Origin of the sequence: Pedobacter ginsengisoli, assembly GCF_002736205.1 — a bacterium.
GTDB classification, from domain to species: Bacteria; Bacteroidota; Bacteroidia; order Sphingobacteriales; family Sphingobacteriaceae; genus Pedobacter; species Pedobacter ginsengisoli_A.
On record NZ_CP024091.1, the window covers coordinates 2,820,599 to 2,841,599 of the forward strand.

At 36.8% G+C, this 21,001-nt stretch carries 10 protein-coding genes; all 10 read right to left on the reverse strand.

The annotated features are described in order from the left end of the window. Positions 1-5 precede the first annotated feature (5 nt). Positions 6-803 carry an ABC transporter substrate-binding protein gene (locus CPT03_RS11670; protein WP_099439015.1) on the reverse strand — a complete coding sequence of 266 codons (798 nt, stop codon included), beginning with the start codon at positions 801-803 and terminating at the stop codon, positions 6-8. A gap of 37 nt (positions 804-840) precedes the next feature. Next, a complete protein-coding gene (locus tag CPT03_RS11675; RefSeq protein ID WP_099439016.1) occupies positions 841-3,219 on the reverse strand; it encodes an ABC transporter permease in 2,379 nt (792 codons plus the stop codon). Between the two features lie 14 nt (positions 3,220-3,233). Next, on the reverse strand, positions 3,234-5,645 hold the full coding sequence (locus CPT03_RS11680; RefSeq protein ID WP_099439017.1) for an ABC transporter permease: 2,412 nt from the start codon (positions 5,643-5,645) through the stop codon (positions 3,234-3,236). A 17-nt stretch (positions 5,646-5,662) separates the two neighbouring features. Continuing rightward, entirely contained in the window at positions 5,663-6,352 is a 690-nt protein-coding gene (locus CPT03_RS11685; protein ID WP_099439018.1) for an ABC transporter ATP-binding protein, read from the reverse strand. Between the two features lie 23 nt (positions 6,353-6,375). Then, positions 6,376-8,769, reverse strand: a complete 2,394-nt coding sequence (locus CPT03_RS11690) for an ABC transporter permease (RefSeq protein WP_099439019.1) — start codon at positions 8,767-8,769, stop codon at positions 6,376-6,378. A gap of 145 nt (positions 8,770-8,914) precedes the next feature. Further along, positions 8,915-11,278 carry an ABC transporter permease gene (locus CPT03_RS11695; protein WP_099439020.1) on the reverse strand — a complete coding sequence of 788 codons (2,364 nt, stop codon included), beginning with the start codon at positions 11,276-11,278 and terminating at the stop codon, positions 8,915-8,917. A gap of 17 nt (positions 11,279-11,295) precedes the next feature. Then, positions 11,296-13,686, reverse strand: coding sequence for an ABC transporter permease (locus CPT03_RS11700; protein WP_099439021.1), 2,391 nt, complete (start codon positions 13,684-13,686; stop codon positions 11,296-11,298). A gap of 146 nt (positions 13,687-13,832) precedes the next feature. Further along, a complete protein-coding gene (locus CPT03_RS11705) occupies positions 13,833-16,196 on the reverse strand; it encodes an ABC transporter permease (RefSeq protein ID WP_099439022.1) in 2,364 nt (787 codons plus the stop codon). A gap of 17 nt (positions 16,197-16,213) precedes the next feature. Beyond that, positions 16,214-18,586, reverse strand: a complete 2,373-nt coding sequence (locus tag CPT03_RS11710; protein ID WP_099439023.1) for an ABC transporter permease — start codon at positions 18,584-18,586, stop codon at positions 16,214-16,216. A 16-nt stretch (positions 18,587-18,602) separates the two neighbouring features. After that, positions 18,603-20,981 carry an ABC transporter permease gene (locus CPT03_RS11715; RefSeq protein ID WP_099439024.1) on the reverse strand — a complete coding sequence of 793 codons (2,379 nt, stop codon included), beginning with the start codon at positions 20,979-20,981 and terminating at the stop codon, positions 18,603-18,605. Positions 20,982-21,001 lie beyond the last annotated feature (20 nt).

The following is a 21,001-nucleotide window of genomic DNA, read 5'->3' on the forward strand; positions in this document are numbered from 1 at the left end:
GCTGGTTAGTAAAGTTCTTTTTGAAGCTGAAAAAGGTATTGAACTGCCTTAACCAGTCGGCTACCATACCAGGAGAACATCTCTCCATCCACTAACATTACTTTAGCCTCAGGTATTATGGCCCTTATTTCTTCAAGGTGTTCTTCTTTGAAGGGATAAGGCTCTGAGGATAAAAATATCAGGTCGGGCTTTAGCTGGGCAAGCTCATTCAATTCAATTTCCGGATACCTTTTCTTTTTAATTACATTACTAAGGCCGTTTAATGCCAATATATTATCTATAAAGGTATTTGAGCCAGCTAACATATATGGTTTTTTCCAGATCAGATAAGCAACTTTTTTATTGATTCTATTTTGTACAGCCAGGGTTTGAAGATCGTTAAAGCCTGCTGTTATCAGATGATTTAAGTAAGCAGCTTCGGGTTCCCTGTTCACCAGTTCCCCTATTTGGCTAATGGTTTTTTTGGCATCTTCTAAAGTATAAATATCACTCATCCATACAGGATAATCTTCCATCAGTTCTTCAATTTGCAATTGCTCGTTCTCTTCTTTATTTCCAATGATGAGATCAGGATCTAAATCCTTTATTAGCTGAATGTTCAACTTCTTGGTTCCACCTACTTTGGTGCGCTCTGCAAACTTTTCTATGGGATGGATACAAAATTTTGTAAGCCCAATAATTTCCTGATCAAGCCCAAGCTCAAATAACAACTCTGTTTGAGAAGGTACTAAAGAGATAATCCGCTTTGTCGGGTAGTGGATTACGATTTCTCTATTTAGCTGATCGGTAAAGCTGCGTTGCATAGTGCAAAGATAGGTACTTTGCTACTTTACTAGGTACTTATTCGTATTTCAATGCATCAACTGGATTTGTCTTTGCAGCACGATATGCCTGCCAGCTTACGGTAACCAACGCAATGAAAACGCTTGATAATCCGGTAAGAATGAAAACCAGAGGGCCAATAGAAACATGGTAATCAAACTGCACCAGCCAGTTCTCCATAATCAGATATCCTATTGGCATAGCCAGCACCATAGCTATTATAACCGTTTTAACAAAGCTTACTGACAACAGGGTTATAATACCTGTAAGGCTTGCGCCAAGTACTTTACGTATGCCAATCTCTTTGGTACGCTGTTCGGCGCTAAAAGCTGACAAGCCAAATAAACCAAGACAGGAAACGAATATGGAAAGACCTGCAAAGAGATTAGATATGACAGACAACATCTGTTCATGCTCAAATTTCTCAGCTACCAGACTATCTACAAATTTGATCTCTACAGGAAAATCGGGGTTCAGTTCTTTTGTGATTTTGGTGATCTGATCAATGCTTCCGTGAATGTCGTGTGTGGTGTTTAGCCTCATTGTAATCACATCACTATTGTCTGCATTAAATACTATAGCCATAGGATGCAATGTTTTGGTCGGCTCATCCCACACTACATCAGCAAATATGCCAACAACAGGCCTTTGCTTGCCATTAAAAAAAACCTGCTCACCAATTGGATCTTTAAGTCCCATCCGTTTTACGGCGGTTTCATTGAGCATTAGTCCAGATGAATCTGAGGCATGGTCTTTACTAAAGTCGCGTCCGGCAATTAACCTAATGTCATTTGTTTTTAAGAAATCGTGAGTGGTCTGAATAATGTCGAATGACATTTTCTTATCTTCTATTTTCATACCCTTCCACTCTAGTCCGCTTGTATTCGAATTTTGAAAGGCAATACTACCGGACGACTGGGCGACTGCAGTTACTGCACCTGAGTTTAGGAGCCTGTTTTTGAACTGATCAAATTTGGGATAAAGGTTTCCTTCATGAGGCATCTCGACCAGGGCATTGGTATTGTATCCCAGAGGTCTGTTTTTTAGATATTGTAATTGCTGATAAAGAATCATTGTTGCCACTATAAGAACAATTGCAAAACCGAACTGGATGATAACGAGCACTTGCCTAAAGCTGAGGCTAAAGTTGTTTTTAACTGTTACAGCTTTCTTTAAAGTTTGAACAGGGTTAAAGGATGAAAGGAAAAAGGCAGGGTAGCTACCGGCCATTAATCCGGTAAATGCGATCATTCCGGTTACTGCAAACCAGTTCGCGGGATTCGCATAATTGATTTGCAGTTTGGTATTCAACAGACCATTAAATGCGGGCAGGAATAATTCAACCATCACTATTGCAAGTACCACACTAACTATAGTTAGGATAAATGATTCGAACAAGAACTGCATTACCAATGATGCACGGCTGGCTCCTATTGTTTTTCTGATGCCTACTTCTTTAGCACGTTTCTGTGATCTGGCTGTAGAGAGATTCATGAAATTGATACACGCTATAGCAAGAATACCTAAGGCGAGTATAATGAAGATCCGCACCTGTTCTATCTGGCCGCCATCGGCTACGCCGTTAGTAAAGTGGCCGTACAGGTGGTATTTTTCAAGAGGATATACAAATGGAGCAGCCTCAAGCGTCTTTGTGCCCGTTTTCTGAGCAATGGTGTTTTTTATCTTTTGGTTGAAGGTGTTGGCATCAGTGCCATTCTTAAGTGTAAGCAGTGTAAAGTACGAATAATTGTCCCAATTAGGTTCTGCTGGCCATTTGTTCAGATTTTCGTAGAGTTTCCAGGGGGTAAGGCATTCGAATCCATAAGTGAAGTTTGGCGGAAGGTCCCTAATTACCGCAGTAACCTTCAGATTAGCCTGATTTTCAAAACGAACAGTCCTGTTAAGTACATCGGCGCTGCCAAATAAGCGCTTTGCTATAGTTTCTGTAAGTACAATGGAGTTTGGATCGTCAAATGCTTTTTCGGGATTGCCACTCAGATAATCAAACTTAAATATTTGCAACAGGCCTGGGTCTGCATAGCGTCCATCTATCTTAAAAGAATTTTGCCCATTGGCTACTAATCTTCTGCTGGCCCACAATACCCTACTGATGTGTTCTATCTCGGGGCGCTCTTCTTTTAGCACTAACGGAAGCACATTGGAAACTTGTGGTGTGGTTCCTGTAATACTTTTATCGGCACCGTAAAAATTAGCCATGAGGTGGTAAGTGTTTTCACTATTCCCAAATTGCTTGTCATAGCTCCATTGGTATTGTACATAAAGCAACAACAATAAGCTTGCTGCAAGACCAATGGCAAGCCCGCTGATATTGATCAGCGAAGCGGTCTTGTGCTTTAATAAATTCCGAAACGCTATTTTAAGATTGAGTTTGAACATGATATTGAGCTTAATTATTCATATTTCAATGCTTTTACCGGATTACTAACCGCAGCTTTTCTGGCCTGTATACTTACTGTAAATAGCGCTATTATTAAAGAAATAACAGTGGCAAGTACAAATGGGGCGAACGGCATATCAACCCGATAGGCAAATCCTTGGAGCCACTTATTCATAATGATATAAGCAACTGGCCAACTGATTAGATTTGCCACTATGATCATGATCAAAAAGGAACGATTCAACATATTGACGATTTGCAAATTCGATGCGCCCAACACTTTACGCACTGCAATTTCTTTTGTTCTCCGTTTTGAAACAAATGCGGATAAGGTAAATAAACCAAGCAAAGAAAGTAATATTGAAAAGGCACTAAAGATCGTAATCATTTTCATGAAACGTTTGTCTGAAAGTATCTGCGCCTGAAAAGCATCTTCGCCAGAGGTATATATCATTGGAAAATCCGGATAAATCTTCGCCCACTCCAACCTTACTGACTCAATCATATGTTGGTAATTATCCGCATTGAAACGGACTATAAGATTATTTGTACTAGACATCCCGCCCAAATGGGTAACCTTATAAACTGTAGGCAAAACAGTTTTATCAAAACCTTCATTATTATAATCTTTGATCACTCCAACGACGCGGAAGGTATATTTTTTCTTTTCGTCTGGTACATCATAGTCCTGACCAACAATATTTCCACCAAGTAATTTTGCGGCTGCTTCATTTAAAACAACCGTATTTATTGTATCCTGTTTATACTCTTTGGAGAACAGCCTACCACTAACCAGTTGTACGCCCAAAGCTGGCAATGTTTCCATGGTAACTGTTACGGTATTGAAGTCAAAGGTGTTATTTTTATACACTACTTTTTCAGAAACGTTAAACGTATTTCCCATTACCTGGGTTGTAGTGGCAACGTATTCAACTCCAGGTATTTTTTTTATCCTTTTGGCAAGTTGGTCATTATAATTGGTCGATATATTGATGAGATGAGAACGATCAAAACCAAGATCTTTATTCACTAAGAAATTTGTTTGTGATTGCATTACACCAATAGAGATTATAAACGTTGCTGCAATTACGAACTGGAGAATAACTAAGCCGTTTCTTAAAGCAATGCCTTTAAAACTATTTTCATAATTTCCTTTTAATACCGCGATAGGATTATAGTTAGACAGTACAGCGGCAGGATACAAACCTGCCAACAAGGTAACTATAATAAAGACCGACAGCAGCTGCAATAATATTATCACCAGGTTTGTATTGTGCCAAAAGCTAAGCTGTACATCAAAATTACTACTAAAAGCGGGCAGTAACAGTTCAACAAGTGCAATGCTAACAAATAAAGCCAGCATACTTTGAATAGCCGCCTCTAAAAGAAACTGCCATATAAGCTGATTCTTACTTGTCCCTAACACCTTTTTAACACCAACTTCTTTGGCTCTTTGTACAGATTGAGCTGTGGCAAGATTAATAAAATTGATGACAGATATCAACAATAAAAATATAGATAATGCTACTACAGGCTTAACTTTATCAATCCAGTTTCTTGCAAAGGGAGGATTAGCATGTACATCTTTTAAAGGGATAATTTTTAAACTCGGAACGCGTTTACCTTTAGAAAGAGCTTTATTTTGTGTTTCACCATAGAGTTGATTTTTATAATCTAAATGAGCACTGTTAATTGTTTTATTTAGCGCATTTGTATCTATTGACGTATTTACTAAACCGTATATTTTGCAGTGGGTGGTGACTTTCAAATTCTCAGGGTCTTTTTCCCTTTCTCCGTTATGCATTATTGCATTAAACTTAAGGCTTTCCGGAACAGAGGGATCTTCAACCACACCTGTAACAGTATAAGTTGTGCCAGGATCACCCTGCCACGTCAACATCTTAACTGTTTTTCCTAAAGCTTCATCAGTACCAAATAACAACTTTGCAGTACTATGCTTCAGAACTAGTGAATTAGGAGATTGTAATGCATTATTTTCGTTGCCCTGCAGAAACTTATATGAGAATACCTTAAAGAATAGAGAATCAGTATTAACAAATCCCTTTAATATTAAGGGGTCAGCAAGCTCGGTTTTTATAGAATAATTATCACCCCAATCGTTATCAACCTTAGTAACATATTTAAACTGAGGAATACTTTTTTTGAGCATCGCTGCATTTCTGGAATTATTAAGTTCCTGCCAATGTGGTTTATTATCAGGGGTAGAAAGATTATGAAATTCTCTGATCTGATAAACATTTTCTAGTCTCTGATCCCATCTATCATAGCTATTTTCGTGATTAATATACAATAGTAGCAATACAAATCCAGTGAGACCTAAGGCTAGTCCTCCGATATTGATTGCAGTATAAACCCTGTTTTTTATGAGGTTACGAAACGCTATTTTAAGATTGAGTTTGAACATGACTTATCAGATATCCTTTAAACAGTTTGCTGAACAGTTATATCTTCTTTAATAACACCATCTAATAAGTGCAGGATACGACTACCATAGGCAGCATTAACTTCGGAATGGGTAACCTGAACAATGGTAATCCCCTCCTCTTCATTTAACTTTTTAAACAGGTCCATGATCTGTAATGCCTGTGCAGATTGCAGGTTGCCTGTAGGCTCATCGGCCAAAATGATAGATGGCTGAGCTACCAACGCACGGGCAATACCTACAAGCTGTTGTTGTCCTCCTGATAACTGATTGGGAAAAAGATCGCTTTTGGCAACCATATTAAACCTATCCAGAATATCTGCTACACGGCTTTTGCGTTCAGAACCCGGAACTTTTTTATATAATAATGGGGCTTCAATATTTTCGGCTACCGTCATTTCATCGATTAGGTGATAGGCCTGAAACACAAAGCCAATGTGGTTACGGTACAGTTCGATCCGCTTACGTTCATTTAATGCGACTACATCTTCGCCCATAAATTCATATTGCCCATAAGTAGGTTCTTCGAGCATCCCCAATATATTAAGCAAAGTAGATTTCCCGGCACCTGAAGGCCCCATTATGGAAACAAATTCACCCTGTTTTATACTTGTGGTTACGTGACGAAGGATGTAACTTTTTACACCTTTGTTAGCGTAATACTTCTCTATATTTTTTAATTCTATCATAAGATTGTGTATTTAAAATGTCTCTACTCATATTTTAAGGCATCAATTGGCTTGGTTTGCGCTGCCTTGTAAGATCGCAAACTCACTGTAATAAATGTAATCGTCATTGAAATAATCATAGCTATTGCAAAAGGCCAGATACTTAGTGGTATTCTGTAGGCAAAATCATTTAACCATTTACTCACAAATATATAAGCAACAGGCCAAGCCACCAGATTAGCCAAAAACACCATCAAGAGAAAGGAACCATTTAGCATCCTTACCAACTCATAATTAGATGCACCTAATACCTTACGGATGGCTACCTCCCGGGTCCGCTGAGATGCAACAAAGGAGATAAGTCCGAAAAGACCAATGAAAGAAATGAAGATGATAATGGCAGAAAATACTCTAAACAATACCCCCATAACACGCTCGGTGTTATAATAATTATTTAAATCGTCATTTAGAATCTGAGAGTTATAAACATCATTAGAAAAAGTTTCATTCCACAACTTCTCAATTTGTTTCATCGCCGGCATTATTTGCTTGCTATCCATTTTTATGGCCATGTTGTAATACTCATTCTTTTGGGAAGAAAAAGCAATAGGTGAAATTGACTGACGAAGTGATTTATCATTAAAATCCTTAATTACCCCAACAATTGGGAATCCGCGACCATGGATGCTCATTATTCTACCCAATATCTCTTCCGGGGTTTTAATGTTCATCATTTTTAAAAAGGTCTGATTTACAACATATCCATTAGCTGTATCACTTTTAGTGAGGAGCTTGCCTGCAATTAACTTCAAATCAAATGTCTCAAAATACTTAAAATCGGCATGCATCATTCTCACCTGAAAATCTTTGATTTTAATATTATTAAGGGAAAAATTATTCTCTACAATGTTATTAGATGATGGAGGAACGTCACAAAAAGTCAGATTACTGACACCAGGTATAGTAAGTATCCGTTCTTTTAAATTGGTGTATTTAAGCTGGCTTAAGCTATCGCCGGGTAGGCCCACCATAGCAACTGCATCAGGATTAAACCCTAATGGCTGCTGCCGCATGTAATTCATTTGTTTTAATACCACAAGGGTAGATATGATAAGAATTATGGTGATGGTAAACTGAATCACTACCAATATTTTACGTAAACCTAAACCACCTGCATTACCTGCGGCAACCTTATTTTTTATGGCTAGAGCAGGACTAAACCCTGACATGATTAACGATGGGTAAAAGCCTGCAAGGAAACTAACAACAAGCACTAACACGATCAGAAAAACAAAGATTACAGGATGGGTAATCATGCTAAACGAGATCTGCTCATCAAAAAGATTTTGCATATATGGCAAAGCAAATTCTGTAAGCACACAGGCTATCAATACTGAAATGATACTTATAGTAAGCGTTTCGCCTAAAAACTGCATCACAAGCTGTTTGCGTCTGCTTCCCATCACTTTTCTGATACCAACTTCCTTTGATCTGCTTACAGCCTGTGCAGTGGCCAGATTTATAAAATTAATACAAGCTGTAAGCAGTAAGAAAGCCCCTATGACTGATAAGCTATAGATTTCCCTCTTCTCAATACTTTTGCCCGAAAAGTTACCGTAACGGCTATTCTGATGGATATCTTTCAGAGGTTGAAATGTATGAAACTGCCGACTTCCATCGGAGTCGTTTTTGTAATATTTTTTATTGAATTGAGCCAATGCACCATCAAGCGAATTTATATCAATTCCTTTTTTTAAGAGCACATAACATTCGGAACTTGAGCCTACAGATCCCCAGTTATCGCTGTCTTTATATGGATAGTTTGCATAACTGATAAGTACATTTAAAGTTAATGTAGTATTTTCAGGTAATTCTTTAAATACACCGGTTACTTTCAAGTCCATTTTATTTCTAAAACGTATTGTTTTCCCTAGTGCCTGTTGCCAGGTCCCAAAATATTTTATTGCTTTTTCTTCTGATAGCACAACAGTATTAGGCTGGTTTAAAACTTGCTGCGGTATTCCGGCAAGCCATGTAAAATCGAAGATATCAAAGAACTCTGGTTGTGTGTAAAAAACACGTATATCTTCTTTAAATGTAGTTTTCCCCGTCTGGTCAAGTGCCATAACAACACCCCCTGTACTTTGAATTGCCGCTACCTTTTCAAATTGGGATATATCATTTCTTATCGCCTTTGAAAGCGGAACAGGTACTCCCTGAGATGCATCAACACTTCCTTTGCTTTCCCAGTTACTTACTATCCGGAATATACGATTCTTGTTTACAAACTGATCATCGAAGCTAAGCTGATATCTTATAAAAATAAATATGAGGATACAGCTTGCCATACCAATTGCAAGTCCCGCTATGTTTATAAGTGCATATGCCTTATGTTTCCAAAGGTTCCTCAAGGCAATTTTTAGGTTCAGTTTAAACATATTGTTATGATTTCGTTTGAGATTGCTAATCGTATGCCAAATTAATATAATCACATACAAACCTAAAAATCAATAAGTTACAACACAAAAAAAACAATACATGTTCATTATCGAACAGACCTCGTACAATAATGAACAATCCTTATTATTCGTATTTCAAAGCATCAACAGGGTTAGATTTTGCCACTTTTATTGATTGTATGCTAACTGTTAAAATTGCAATCAGAAATGAGAGTGCAACAGCAATAGCAAATGGCAATATTGATATGGCTACTCTAAAACTGTATGCAGACAGCCAGTGATTAATAATGATAAAAGCGAGTGGGAACGCAATAAGATTTGCGATGGCAACAAGCTTAATAAAGTCTTTATTTAAAAGAGTAAGGATATTTGCAGTACTTGCGCCCAGAACTTTCCGAATACTGATTTCTTTTTTACGTTGTTCTGCCATAAACAAGGCTAGACCTAATAAACCCAAACAGGAAATAAATACGGCAAAACCACCGAACCAGTTAGACAGTGTTCCTAACAGCTTCTCGTTTTGAAGCTTTAATTCGAAATCATCATTCACAAATCTGTGATCTACAGGAAAATCCGGATTAAACTTTTTAATGATCCCCTCTATCGTGGCAACTGAATTACTAAGATTCTGATTGGGATTCAGTCTCGCTATGATGTAATTATAATTACTTGTTGGATTATATATCACCAAGGGATTAACTTTTTGATAAGGAGATTCCATTACAAAATCTTTCATAACACCTACTATTGTTATCGGAGTATCGTCCCATTTTATTACGGTTCCTATAGGTTGTTTCAGCCCCATTATTTTAACGGCTGTCTCATTAACCAGAACATTTACGGTATCTACAAATCCTGATGAAAATTCTCTTCCTGCAATAATTTTAGCACCAATTGTGTTGGTAAAATCATAGCCGGCTCCTCTGTAGTTAAACAAGATCAGGTCTTTTGGATTTTTACCCGGCCAGCTAAAATCAAAAGTGGCATCTCCAAATTGGTTTAAACTATGGCTAAAATAAGTTACTGAGGTGGCAGCACCAGACCTTAAAAGCTCATCCTTCACAACATCCAATTTCTCTTTCCCCTTTAAGTTGCCCTGAACAGGTATTTCTATAAGGTTATTTCTGTTATAGCCTATGGGCTTGTTCTTAATAAAATTTAATTGCTGGTAAATCACGCCAGTGCAAACAATTAAGCATGCTGCAAATACGAACTGAAATACCACCAATACTTTTCTAACTGATATTGATGAGCCTCTTGTTGCATTAAACCCCTTCAATACTTTAACCGGTTCAAATGAAGAAAGATAAAATGCCGGGTAACTCCCGGCAATAAAACCGGTAATTATGGTTAAACCTATAAGTGTGCTCCAAAATTTCCAATCTTGATAATTAATAGCTAATTGAATATTGAGCAGGTTGTTAAAATACGGCAGGCTTATTTCTATTAAAGTAAAAGCAACCAGCATAGCCAGAAGGGAAAGCACCATGGATTCAAGAAGAAACTGTCCGACAAGTGATTTTCTTGATGATCCAATAGCTTTGCGTACGCCAACTTCTTTTGATCTTTTCTCTGACCTGGCAGTAGAAAGGTTCATAAAATTAACACAAGCTATTAGCAAAATACAAAAAGCCAAAACAATAAAAATTCTGATCTGATCTATTTTACCACCGGTTGATTTTCCATTTTCAAATCTATCGTACAAGTGCCATTTAGATAAAGGATGTACCAATCCTTCATTTTTGGAATTTTTCAAATTACGTTTGTAAATGTCTTTTATCTGACCGTTCACATTATCCAGGTATTTATTGTCTTTCAATTGTATTAAGGTGAGAAAGGAATTGCTACCCCAGTTAGCTTTTTTTACCCATAAATTTAATTTTTCATATAATGACCAGGGCATCAGGTAATCAAACTGAATAGTTGAGTTTTTCGGAACATCTTCAATTACAGCTTCTACTTTTAATGGCTCATTATTTTGAAATTTTACAATCTTATTAATTGGATCTTCATTCCCAAATAAATTTCTAGCCATTGTCTGGGTCAGTATAACTGAATTTGTTTCCTGCAATACTTTCATAGGATTACCTTTTATAAACTTATAATCCAATATTTTCAGAAATGATGGGTCTGCGTAAACAGCTGACTTTTTAAAGTTGTTTTGCTTATAGCTTAACAGTTCATTGGAGGGATACGAAGAATGTGATGCATAAGCTATCCCTGGAATTTTTTCTCTGATTTCTCCGGCCATTTGACCCGGCGTGTAGCCATAACTAACTATATCAGTACTGCTTACAGAATTAAGATATATTACGTAAGTTTTATCATAGTTCTTAAACTGTTTGTCGTAGCTCCATTCGTATGCCACATAAAGTAACAAAACCATGCAACTGGCCAAACCAATTGCTAAGCCACCTACATTGATTGAGGTATATCCCTTGTTTTTCCAAAGGTTGCGGAGTGCTATTTTTAAGTTTAATTTGAACATAGCGAGGGCATTTAATTCTATTCGTATTTTAAGGCATCAATTGGATTGGTGTGTGCAGCTCTGTACGACCTCAAACTCACTGTAATCAAGGTAATTAATATCGAAATACACATTGCCAGTACAAAAGGCCAGATGCTTAGCGGGATACGGTATGCAAACCCATCGAGCCATTTAGAAGCAAATATATAGGCAACCGGCCAGGCAATAAGATTGGCAATAAGTACCATCCATAAAAAGGAACTGTTTAGCATTTTAATCAACTCAATTGTTGATGCTCCAAGAACTTTCCTGATGGCAATTTCTTTTGTTCTTTGAGTAGCTATAAAAGAAATTAACCCAAACAAACCGATAAATGAAATAAAGATTACTACTCCGGCAAAAAGTTTAAACAGTACCCCCATTACACGTTCTGTTTCATAGAATGAGCTGATTTGATTGTCCATAAAATCGGCTTTATACACATATTCAGGGAGTGTATTATTCCACTCTTTTTCTATGGCCTTCATAGCAGGCAACATTTCCCTTGGATCTAACTTTATTGCAATAGTGTTGTATGCCCAGATAACTGAAAAAATTGCTGTAGGCTCAATTTTATCATGAAGTGAGAAGTTATTAAAGTCTTTAACTACCCCAACCACAGGAGCTTGATGCCCCTGCGTTCTGATATATTTTCCAAGAATATCATTTGGATTAGTAATGTTCAGTTTCTTTAGTAATGTTTCATTGACAACAAATTCTTTAATAGTATCACTTTTTGACAATGTTCTGCCTGCAATAAGTTTTAATGAGAAAGTTTTGGTATAATCTTCATCTGCTGCCTTAACATTCAATTGAAAGTTCTCATCTTTAGTACTGTTATACTTAAAACTTGAAGTATTATTGTTTCCCGATGATGGGGCTGCACTACAATAACTTACACTCTTTACCCCTGCAATTTTTGATATTTTATCTTTTAACAATCCAAATTTAAGCTGACTTAAACTATCTGAAGGCACATCGACCAGGGCAATTGCGTTAGTATCAAATCCCAATGATTGATTTCTCATAAACTGCATTTGATTTACCACCACCAACGTACCAATTATTAATACAGCTGTTATTGCAAACTGTATAACTACCAATGCTTTTCTTAGCCCTAAAGCACCCACATTGGCGGCACTTATTTTATTTTTTATTGCCAGGGCTGGGCTAAAACCTGATATGATCAATGCCGGATAAAAACCTGCAAGGAAACTCACAATTAAAATAAGGGCAATCATGAAAATGAATATTACAGGATGGCCAAACAGGCTAAAATTAATCTCTCCGCTAAACAGATTTCTCATACCAGGCAAAGCCAATTCTGTTAAAACACATGCAATTAATAAAGCTATTGTTGTTATCAGGGTTGTTTCACTTAAAAATTGCCATATCAGCTGTTTGCGTAAACTACCCATCACTTTTCGAATACCCACTTCTTTAGATCTGCTAATTGCCTGGGCAGTTGCCAGATTAATAAAGTTTATACAGGCAGTTAACAATAAGAATACGCCTATAACAATTAAACCAATTATTTGCCCTTTTGGCATTATCTTGTAAGCAAAATTACTGTAAACCTCGTTGTAATGTATTTCCGTTAATGGCTGAAAAATATGATGTTCTTTACCAACATTAGTTTTATCATAATATTTTGCAATAAACTTTTGCATTGGCACTTCCAGACTGGCAGCATCTACACCTTTTTTTAACAACACATAGCATTCAGAGCTGGAAGTAACAGATTCCCAACTGGTAAGGCTTTCATCTTTATAAGTCAAGTACGAGACTACAACTTCAACAGGGAAGCTGCTGTTATCAGGAAAGTCTTCAATTACACCGGTTACCTTAAAATCTGTTTTATTATCAAAATTTATGCTTTTGCCAACGGCATTTTTCCATTGTCCAAAATATTTGTCGGCCAGTTTACGGGAAAGCACAACAGTATTAGGTGCAGACAATGCCTGATGGGGTTCTCCATCGAGCCAATTAACTTTAATAATATCAAAAAATTGAGGTTCGGTATAATAAATACGTGATGTTTCTTTGATCTCAGGCTTGCTTCCGGTTGCTTTTACCTTAATAATGCCCGATGCCTCCTGTATAGCGGCAACCTTTTCCATTTGGTGAAAATCATTACGTACAGCAGCTGCAAGCGGCCTGGGTACACCTTTACTGTAGAATTCACCTTCAGGGTATGTCCATGATGATACTACTCTATAGATCCTGTCCTCATTTTGGTAGCCTTTATCAAAACTCGTCTGATATCTTAAAAAAATAAAAATAAGTAGACATGCAGCCAATCCTATAGCTAATCCGGCTATGTTTATAAAAGTATAGCCCTTGTATTTCCAAAGATTCCGTAGGGCGATTTTTAAGTTCAGTCTAAACATATTGTTATGATTTTATTTCGGGTTGCTAATCGTATGCCAAATTAAAAAATACACTTATAAATCTAAAAATCAAATAGTTACAACACAAAAACAAACAACAAATGTCCATTATCGAACAGACCTCGTACAATAATGAACATTCTTAATTATTCGTATTTCAAAGCGTCAATTGGGTTGGACTTTGCTACTTTAACCGATTGCACGCTTACCGTGAGTATGGCGATGATTAAGGATAAAATGGCCGCTATTGCAAATGGTATAACAGAGATGGACACTTTAAATTCATATCCGGACAACCACTTATTAATAATGATATAAGCCAGTGGAAATGCAATTACATTAGCAATGGCTACCAATTTTATAAAATCCTTATTTAGTAATGTTAGTATATTAAAATTACTGGCACCTAAAACTTTACGGATACTGATTTCTTTTTTACGCTGTTCTGCCATATAAAGGGCCAGACCTAACAAACCTAAACAAGAAATAAAGACAGCAAAACCACCAAACCAATTAGACAAAGTACCTAGCAATTTTTCGTTCGCAAACTTACCTTCAAAAGAATCATCTACAAATGTTCTGTCCACCGGATATTCAGGATTCAATTTCTTTACAATATCATCTATAGTAGCTACCGATGCACTCACATTTTGATCTGGATTTAAGCGCGCAATAACATACCTTGCCGGACCGTCACTCATACCAATCAAAACCGGCTTGGCTTTTTGATATGGAGATTCCATTACATAATCCTTAAGCACTCCAATGATAGTAATATCAGTATTTCCCCATTTTATCTTACTGCCAACAGGCTTGGTCATCCCCATAATTTTTGCAAAAGTCTCGTTAATCAAAACATTTGTTGAATCAGCAAACTGAGGATTAAAATCTCGCCCATCAACCAGTTCCATAGCTGTTGTCTTAATCAGATCATAGCTTGTAAACCTAAAATTGATCAGGATCTTATCGTTTAAATTTTTACCTGGCCAACTTACGTCATACCCATTATTACCACCGGCAGTTAGTCTTTGCGAAAAATTAGTTACCGATGTTACAGCACCCGATTTCAACAACTGGTCTTTAAGTATTTCTCTTTTAGCCGGAGTTTTCAAATTCCCCTGTATAGGAATTTCTATCAGGTTATTCTTATTGTATCCAATTGGTTTATTTTTAATATAATTCAATTGCTGATAGATAACGATGGTGCAAACAATTAAACAGGCTGCAAATACAAACTGAAAAACAACCAGACCTTTGCGGACAGACAACGAAGATCTTCCTGATAAAGTAAATCCCTTAAGCACTTTAATTGGGGCAAAAGATGAAAGATAAAATGCAGGGTAACTGCCCGACAATAAACCGGTTAATACTGTTAAACCAAATAGTGTACCCCAAAATTGCCAATTGCTATAGTCAATGGATAATTGAATTCCTATTATGCTATTAAAATAAGGCAAACTAATCTCTATCAGTACAAAGGCAATAAGCATACTCATTAAAGCCATAAGCATTGATTCCATCATAAACTGGCCTACCAGTGCATTTCTGCTGGAACCTATGGCTTTACGTACCCCAACCTCCTTAGCTCTTTTCTCTGAACGTGCAGTTGATAAGTTCATGAAGTTTACACAAGCAATAAGGAGGATACAAAAGGCCAGTAAAAAGAAGATTTTCAACTGGTCTATTTTGCCTCCAACAGGTACCCCATTTTCAAACTTGCTATACAAATGCCACTTAGCTAACGGGTATAAGAAAAGTTCACCATTGCTGCCTTTATCATGAGATTTGATCATACGATGAAACTGTTTATTGGCATTTTCGAAGAAAGAATTGTCTTTAAATTGAACAAATGTTAAACAAAAATTACTACCCCATGATGCCTCTTTCGTCCATTGATTTAGTTTTTCATACAATGCCCATGGCATCAGGAATTCATATTGAATGCTGCTGTTTTTTGGCACATCGGCAACAACTCCCTCCACTTTTAATTCTTCGGTATTATCAAGTTTCAATGTCTTATTCAAAGGATCTTCATTTCCAAAAAGATTTTTTGCAAGTGTCTCTGTAAGGATTATAGAATTAGGGTTTTTCAGAAACGCTGAGGGGTTCCCTTTAAGCACCTTTAAGTCGAATATCTTGGTGAAGTCTGCATCTACAAACACGCTTCCTTTTTTAAAGCTGTTTTGTTTATAAGTTATTAACCTATCCGTTGGATAATCTAACCTTGCAATCTTTTCTATTCCAGGAACAGTTTGTTTTGCCTCATCAGCCAAAACTCCGGGAGTAGCAGCAAAGCTGAAAGTTTCTGTAGGTGTTTTCTGATTGTTATAAACTATATAGGTTTTATCGTAGTTTGTAAATTGCTTATCATACCCCCACTCATAAGCAACATAAAGCAATAAGATCATACAACTGGCCAGTCCTATGCCCAAGCCACCAATATTTATAAGCGTAAAGCCCTTGTTTTTCCAAAGGTTTCGTAATGCAATTTTTAAATTCAGTTTAAACATATTAGAGCTGATTTAGGTTATTCATATTTTAATGCGTCAACAGGGTTAGCTTTTGCAGCTTTGTAAGCCTGAAAGCTTACAGTTAAAAAGGCGATTACAGTTGTACCAAATACTGCTGCTACAATAACCCACCAGGAAATCGCAGTGCGGAATTCAAAATGCCCCAGCCATTTATTCATTAAATAGTAGGCTATTGGTACACCTATTATAACCGCTGCCAAAATCATTTTCATAAACGATACTGAGAGTAATTGCATAATACTGGCCACCGAAGCACCCAGAACCTTACGCACACCAAATTCCTTGGTGCGCTGCTCTGCGCTATATGCTGCCAGACCAAATAAGCCCAGACAAGATATAAATATAGCCAGGCCACCAAATAAGTTTGACAAAATACCAAGTACTTTTTCTCCTTGCAGCTTAGTTGCATACAGATCATTAACAAACTTCAAATCAACAGGGTAAGCAGGATTTATTTGCTTGGCTACCTGTGCTATTAATTCAACATTTTTAGATAAGCTGTTGTTAGGATTAAGGCGCATGGTGATCTGACCACCCCAACCCTGACTAAAAGCTACTACCATTGGCCGATCTGTATAGTATGGAGAGCCCCAAATAAAATCTTTAAATACGCCAACAACAGTAAAATCATTTCCATGATATTTTACAGGTGTACCAATTGGATTTTTAAGTCCCATCAATTTCACAGCTGTACTGCTTAACATTAATGCGGCAGTATCTGATGCAAATGATTTAGAGAAATCACGCCCTGAAATCATTTGTATTCCGTTTGTTTTGGTAAAATCATAGGTAGTAGCAATCTGATTAAAAATTACATCTTTATCGGCTTTGGTCATTCCAGGCCATTCGAAATTCCAAAAACTAGAACCGCTATTGGATAAGCTTCCTGATGATTGACATAATGCTGTAACTGCACCAGATTTTAATAGTTCGGTCTTAAAAAGATCAAACTTCTTTCCCAATTCACCTTCCTGTGGCATCTCGGCCAAAAGATTTAGATCATAACCTACGGGCCTGTTTTTGATAAACTGAACTTGTTTATAAATAACGAGGGTGGCAATAATCAGGATAATTGCGAAACTAAACTGACCAATAACCAATACCTGTCTTAAACTAACAGGGATAACTTTTGTTCTTGTAATTTTTCTTTTAAGTGTTTGTATAGGATTAAAAGCAGAAAGGTATAATGCAGGATAACTTCCGGACAACAATCCTGTTAATAGAATCACACTTAAAATACCTATCCAATACCCACTACTGTAATAATCAATACTAAGTTCAATATTAAGCAGGTTATTAAATGTTGGCAGCAGAATTTCGACCAATACAATAGCAATCAATACACTAATAATAGTTAGCAGAACAGATTCTGTTAAGAATTGGGAAATTAAAGAGGCCCTGCTCGCCCCTATTGTTTTTTTAATCCCCACTTCTTTTGCCCTTCTTTCTGACTTAGCAGTTGCCATGTTCATAAAGTTGATACAGGCAATCAGTAGAATACCAAAAGCTAATGCGATAAACAGGTAAATGCGTTCAATATCACCACCTACACTTTTCCCATTCACAAATTTCCCGAACAAGTGCCTGTCGGATAACTTAAATATAAAAGACTCATCGGTTGCATCTACACCGTTCTTTTTTATTATTCCCTTCATTTTTGAATTTATTAAAGGAATATTGGCCTGCTCATTTACAGAAACTACTGTTTGCCAGTTGTAATTGCCCCAATCGGGTCTTTTTACCCAATCAGAAAGTGTTTCAAACAAAGACCAGGGCATCAAAAAGTCAAATGTAATTGATCTATTGGCAGGCAAGTCTTTAATAATCCCCGTAACCTTTAAATCTACTTCGTTATTATAACGTATTGATTTGTTTAGTGCATCTCCATCCTTAAACAGTAGTTTTGCCATCCGCTCCGTTAAAACAACAGAGTGAGGCGTATTTAAAGCAGTTAGCGGATTACCTGCTATAAAATCGTAATTAAATATTTTAAGAATATCCGGATCAGCGTATTTAGATTCTTTTTTAAAGCTGTTCTCCCCATTTGCGATTAGCTGTTGTCCGTTATTACTGATACGGCTAATTGCTTCAACATCAGGAACTTCTTGTTTTATTACCTGTGCAATTGCATTACTTGTAAGGTCTACTGTTCCTTTTATGTTACCCTTGGCATCTACAAAATTGGTCATTACCTGATAAACCTTCTCAGAACCCTTAAATTGCTTATCAAAACTCCACTCATACGATACATATAGTAGCAATAAGAGACACGAAGCAAGGCCGATAGCCAAACCAACAACATTAATTATTGATGAAGTTTTATGTTTCCAGAGGTTACGTAGGGCTATTTTCAGATTAAGTTTGAACATGGTATATTATTTAAGGTTATTCATATTTTAATGCAACAGCAGGATTTGTTCTCACTGCTTTTCTGGCTTGAATACTTACTGTAAGTACAGTAATAATGGTGGATATAGCCGCAGCTGTAATAAATGGAATCAGCGGCATTTCTATACGATAAGCGAAAGTATCCAGCCACTTTCTTGCTAACAAATAGGCCGCTGGCCATGCAATTAAATTGGCTACAAGTACAATCCAAACGAAATAAGAATTAAGCAGCCTGTAAACATCGAAATCTGTAGCACCTAATATCTTTCTAATAGAAATTTCTTTAACCCTACTAGCTATTGTAAATGCAGAAAATGCAAAAAGACCAAGTAGCGCTATAAAAATGGTTAGTGTAGCAGCAAAAAGGAATACCGATTGTAATTGTTCTTGTTTTTTAAATAATCGGCCGTAAAGTTCGTTTACAAACTCATAACGAAAATCATCACCATCTGTTTTATTGATATCAGGCCATTGCTTCTTTAATTCAGCAATAACCAATGACATTCTGCTTTGATCAACATTAATCAGAATCTTATCTTTACTAAAGCTACAAGGGTTTTTTACAGTATATATAGTTGGATCTACGGCACGTTCAAATCCCTGAGATTTAAAATCTTTGATTACGCCCACAATTTTATAATCCATACCGCAACCGTGTATGGTTTTTCCAATAGGATTAACAAGGCCATAACGTGCCACTGCAGTTTCATTTATTATAGCCCCATTCTCTTCATCAGATTTAAATTCCTTTGAAAAGAAACGCCCCTCTTTTAATTCTATACCAAGGGTTTCAAAATAATTGTAGTCGGTAAAAATAAAATCAATTGTTGCCTCTTTCCCATCTACTTTATAAGTATTAGTTCCAGGCTTACTTCCGTCTGGTAAGTTTGATGAGATGGTAACATTGTTTACTCCTGGTATTTTAGTTATTTTTTCACGAAGAGGCTCAAACGATGCAGGATCTCTAAACAACACAATATTTTTTATATATAGAACCTGATCAGGCTTAAAACCGGTGTCCTCTGCACGCATGTATTTAAGCTGACTGCTTACTACCAGAAGCCCTACTATAAATATAATGGCAATGCCAAATTGACCTATCAATAGAAAATTTCTTAACCAAAGTGTTTTGTAACTTGTTTGAAAATTGCCTTTTAACACCTGCACTGGTTTGTATCCTGATAAAACCATTGATGGATAAATCCCTGAAATAAGGGTAACTATAACCAGGATTAGAGGCAATTGCCAGGCTAAAGAGCTAACTCCCTTCCATATACTAAGCGGTGTACTAAAAATGCTATTAAATAAAGGCAGCATAACCTCTGCTAATACCAATGCCAGTACCAAGGCTATAAAACATTGCATAAAAATTTCTGCAATGAACTGAAAGGTTAAATTTAACCGGTATGCACCCATTACTTTTTTTATGCCAACCTCTTTTGCTCTTTTTGTAGCGAGTACAATGCTTAGGTTAGTAAAGTTAATGCAGGCAATAATCAAGATCAGAATGCTAAGCCCTAATAGGGCCATTACAACTTTATAATTAGTATCGTTGCCTGCGATAGGTTTTAAATGCAGGTTCTTAAGTGCATCTAAAAAAATAACAGAACGGCCGGCAATTCTCCTGTCATTGGCTGGAACTCCAGCTTTTATTAATTCTTTTTTATAGAGCTGATCTATTTTCTTTTCGAGCGCTAAAACATCTGTACCCTGTTTAACCTGTATGTAAGTATTGTGATTATTGGTTCCGTAGTCCTGATCATTAAAGGCTATATCCCTTCCAATGGCTATAATATCAAACTTTAAGTTAGAATGCTGATCAACGCGATCAATGGTTCCATTCACAACTTCCTGTTGGGCTGCCGCTTTTGGTCCAAGCATTACAAACTGAGGAAATGTAGTTTTTGGATCTGGAAAGAGTTGTTTTCTGAATAGCTCAGGAATATACATATTCAACTTTAAATCCTTTTCTTCATCAGGCCCGTTTGTTGGCACAATATTGAACATTTTAGCAGTTTCCTGATCTAATTGAAGGGCTTTTGTAGTGTAAACCCTCCCATGATCAGTAGTCATTGGAAACTCAAATGGAATACTTTTAGTTCTTCCAACCGCCTCAACTTCCGGGAAGTGATCCTTAATCGCCTTTGCCAATGGTGCGGGTGTATACTCAGTTTTAAAGTCGGGTAAGCTCCTTCCTACCTGATAAATCCGGGCGTAATTAGGCACATCTTTATCGTAACTGGTTTCATAAGTAACATATAAAATCACTACTATAAATGCGGCCAGAGCGATTGAAAGTCCACCGACATTAATTGCTGTATAAACTTTGTTTTTCCAAAGGTTACGTAGGGCTATCTTAAAATTCAGTTTAAACATATTTATCGGTGTACTTCTTA

Excerpts from the sequence above, each read along its gene's own strand:
- CPT03_RS11670 (WP_099439015.1), bottom strand. The coding sequence starts at position 803 with ATGCAACGCAGCTTTACCGATCAGCTAAATAGAGAAATCGTAATCCAC.
- CPT03_RS11675 (WP_099439016.1), bottom strand. The coding sequence starts at position 3,219 with ATGTTCAAACTCAATCTTAAAATAGCGTTTCGGAATTTATTAAAGCAC.
- CPT03_RS11680 (WP_099439017.1), bottom strand. The coding sequence starts at position 5,645 with ATGTTCAAACTCAATCTTAAAATAGCGTTTCGTAACCTCATAAAAAAC.
- CPT03_RS11685 (WP_099439018.1), bottom strand. The coding sequence starts at position 6,352 with ATGATAGAATTAAAAAATATAGAGAAGTATTACGCTAACAAAGGTGTA.
- CPT03_RS11690 (WP_099439019.1), bottom strand. The coding sequence starts at position 8,769 with ATGTTTAAACTGAACCTAAAAATTGCCTTGAGGAACCTTTGGAAACAT.
- CPT03_RS11695 (WP_099439020.1), bottom strand. The coding sequence starts at position 11,278 with ATGTTCAAATTAAACTTAAAAATAGCACTCCGCAACCTTTGGAAAAAC.
- CPT03_RS11700 (WP_099439021.1), bottom strand. The coding sequence starts at position 13,686 with ATGTTTAGACTGAACTTAAAAATCGCCCTACGGAATCTTTGGAAATAC.
- CPT03_RS11705 (WP_099439022.1), bottom strand. The coding sequence starts at position 16,196 with ATGTTTAAACTGAATTTAAAAATTGCATTACGAAACCTTTGGAAAAAC.
- CPT03_RS11710 (WP_099439023.1), bottom strand. The coding sequence starts at position 18,586 with ATGTTCAAACTTAATCTGAAAATAGCCCTACGTAACCTCTGGAAACAT.
- CPT03_RS11715 (WP_099439024.1), bottom strand. The coding sequence starts at position 20,981 with ATGTTTAAACTGAATTTTAAGATAGCCCTACGTAACCTTTGGAAAAAC.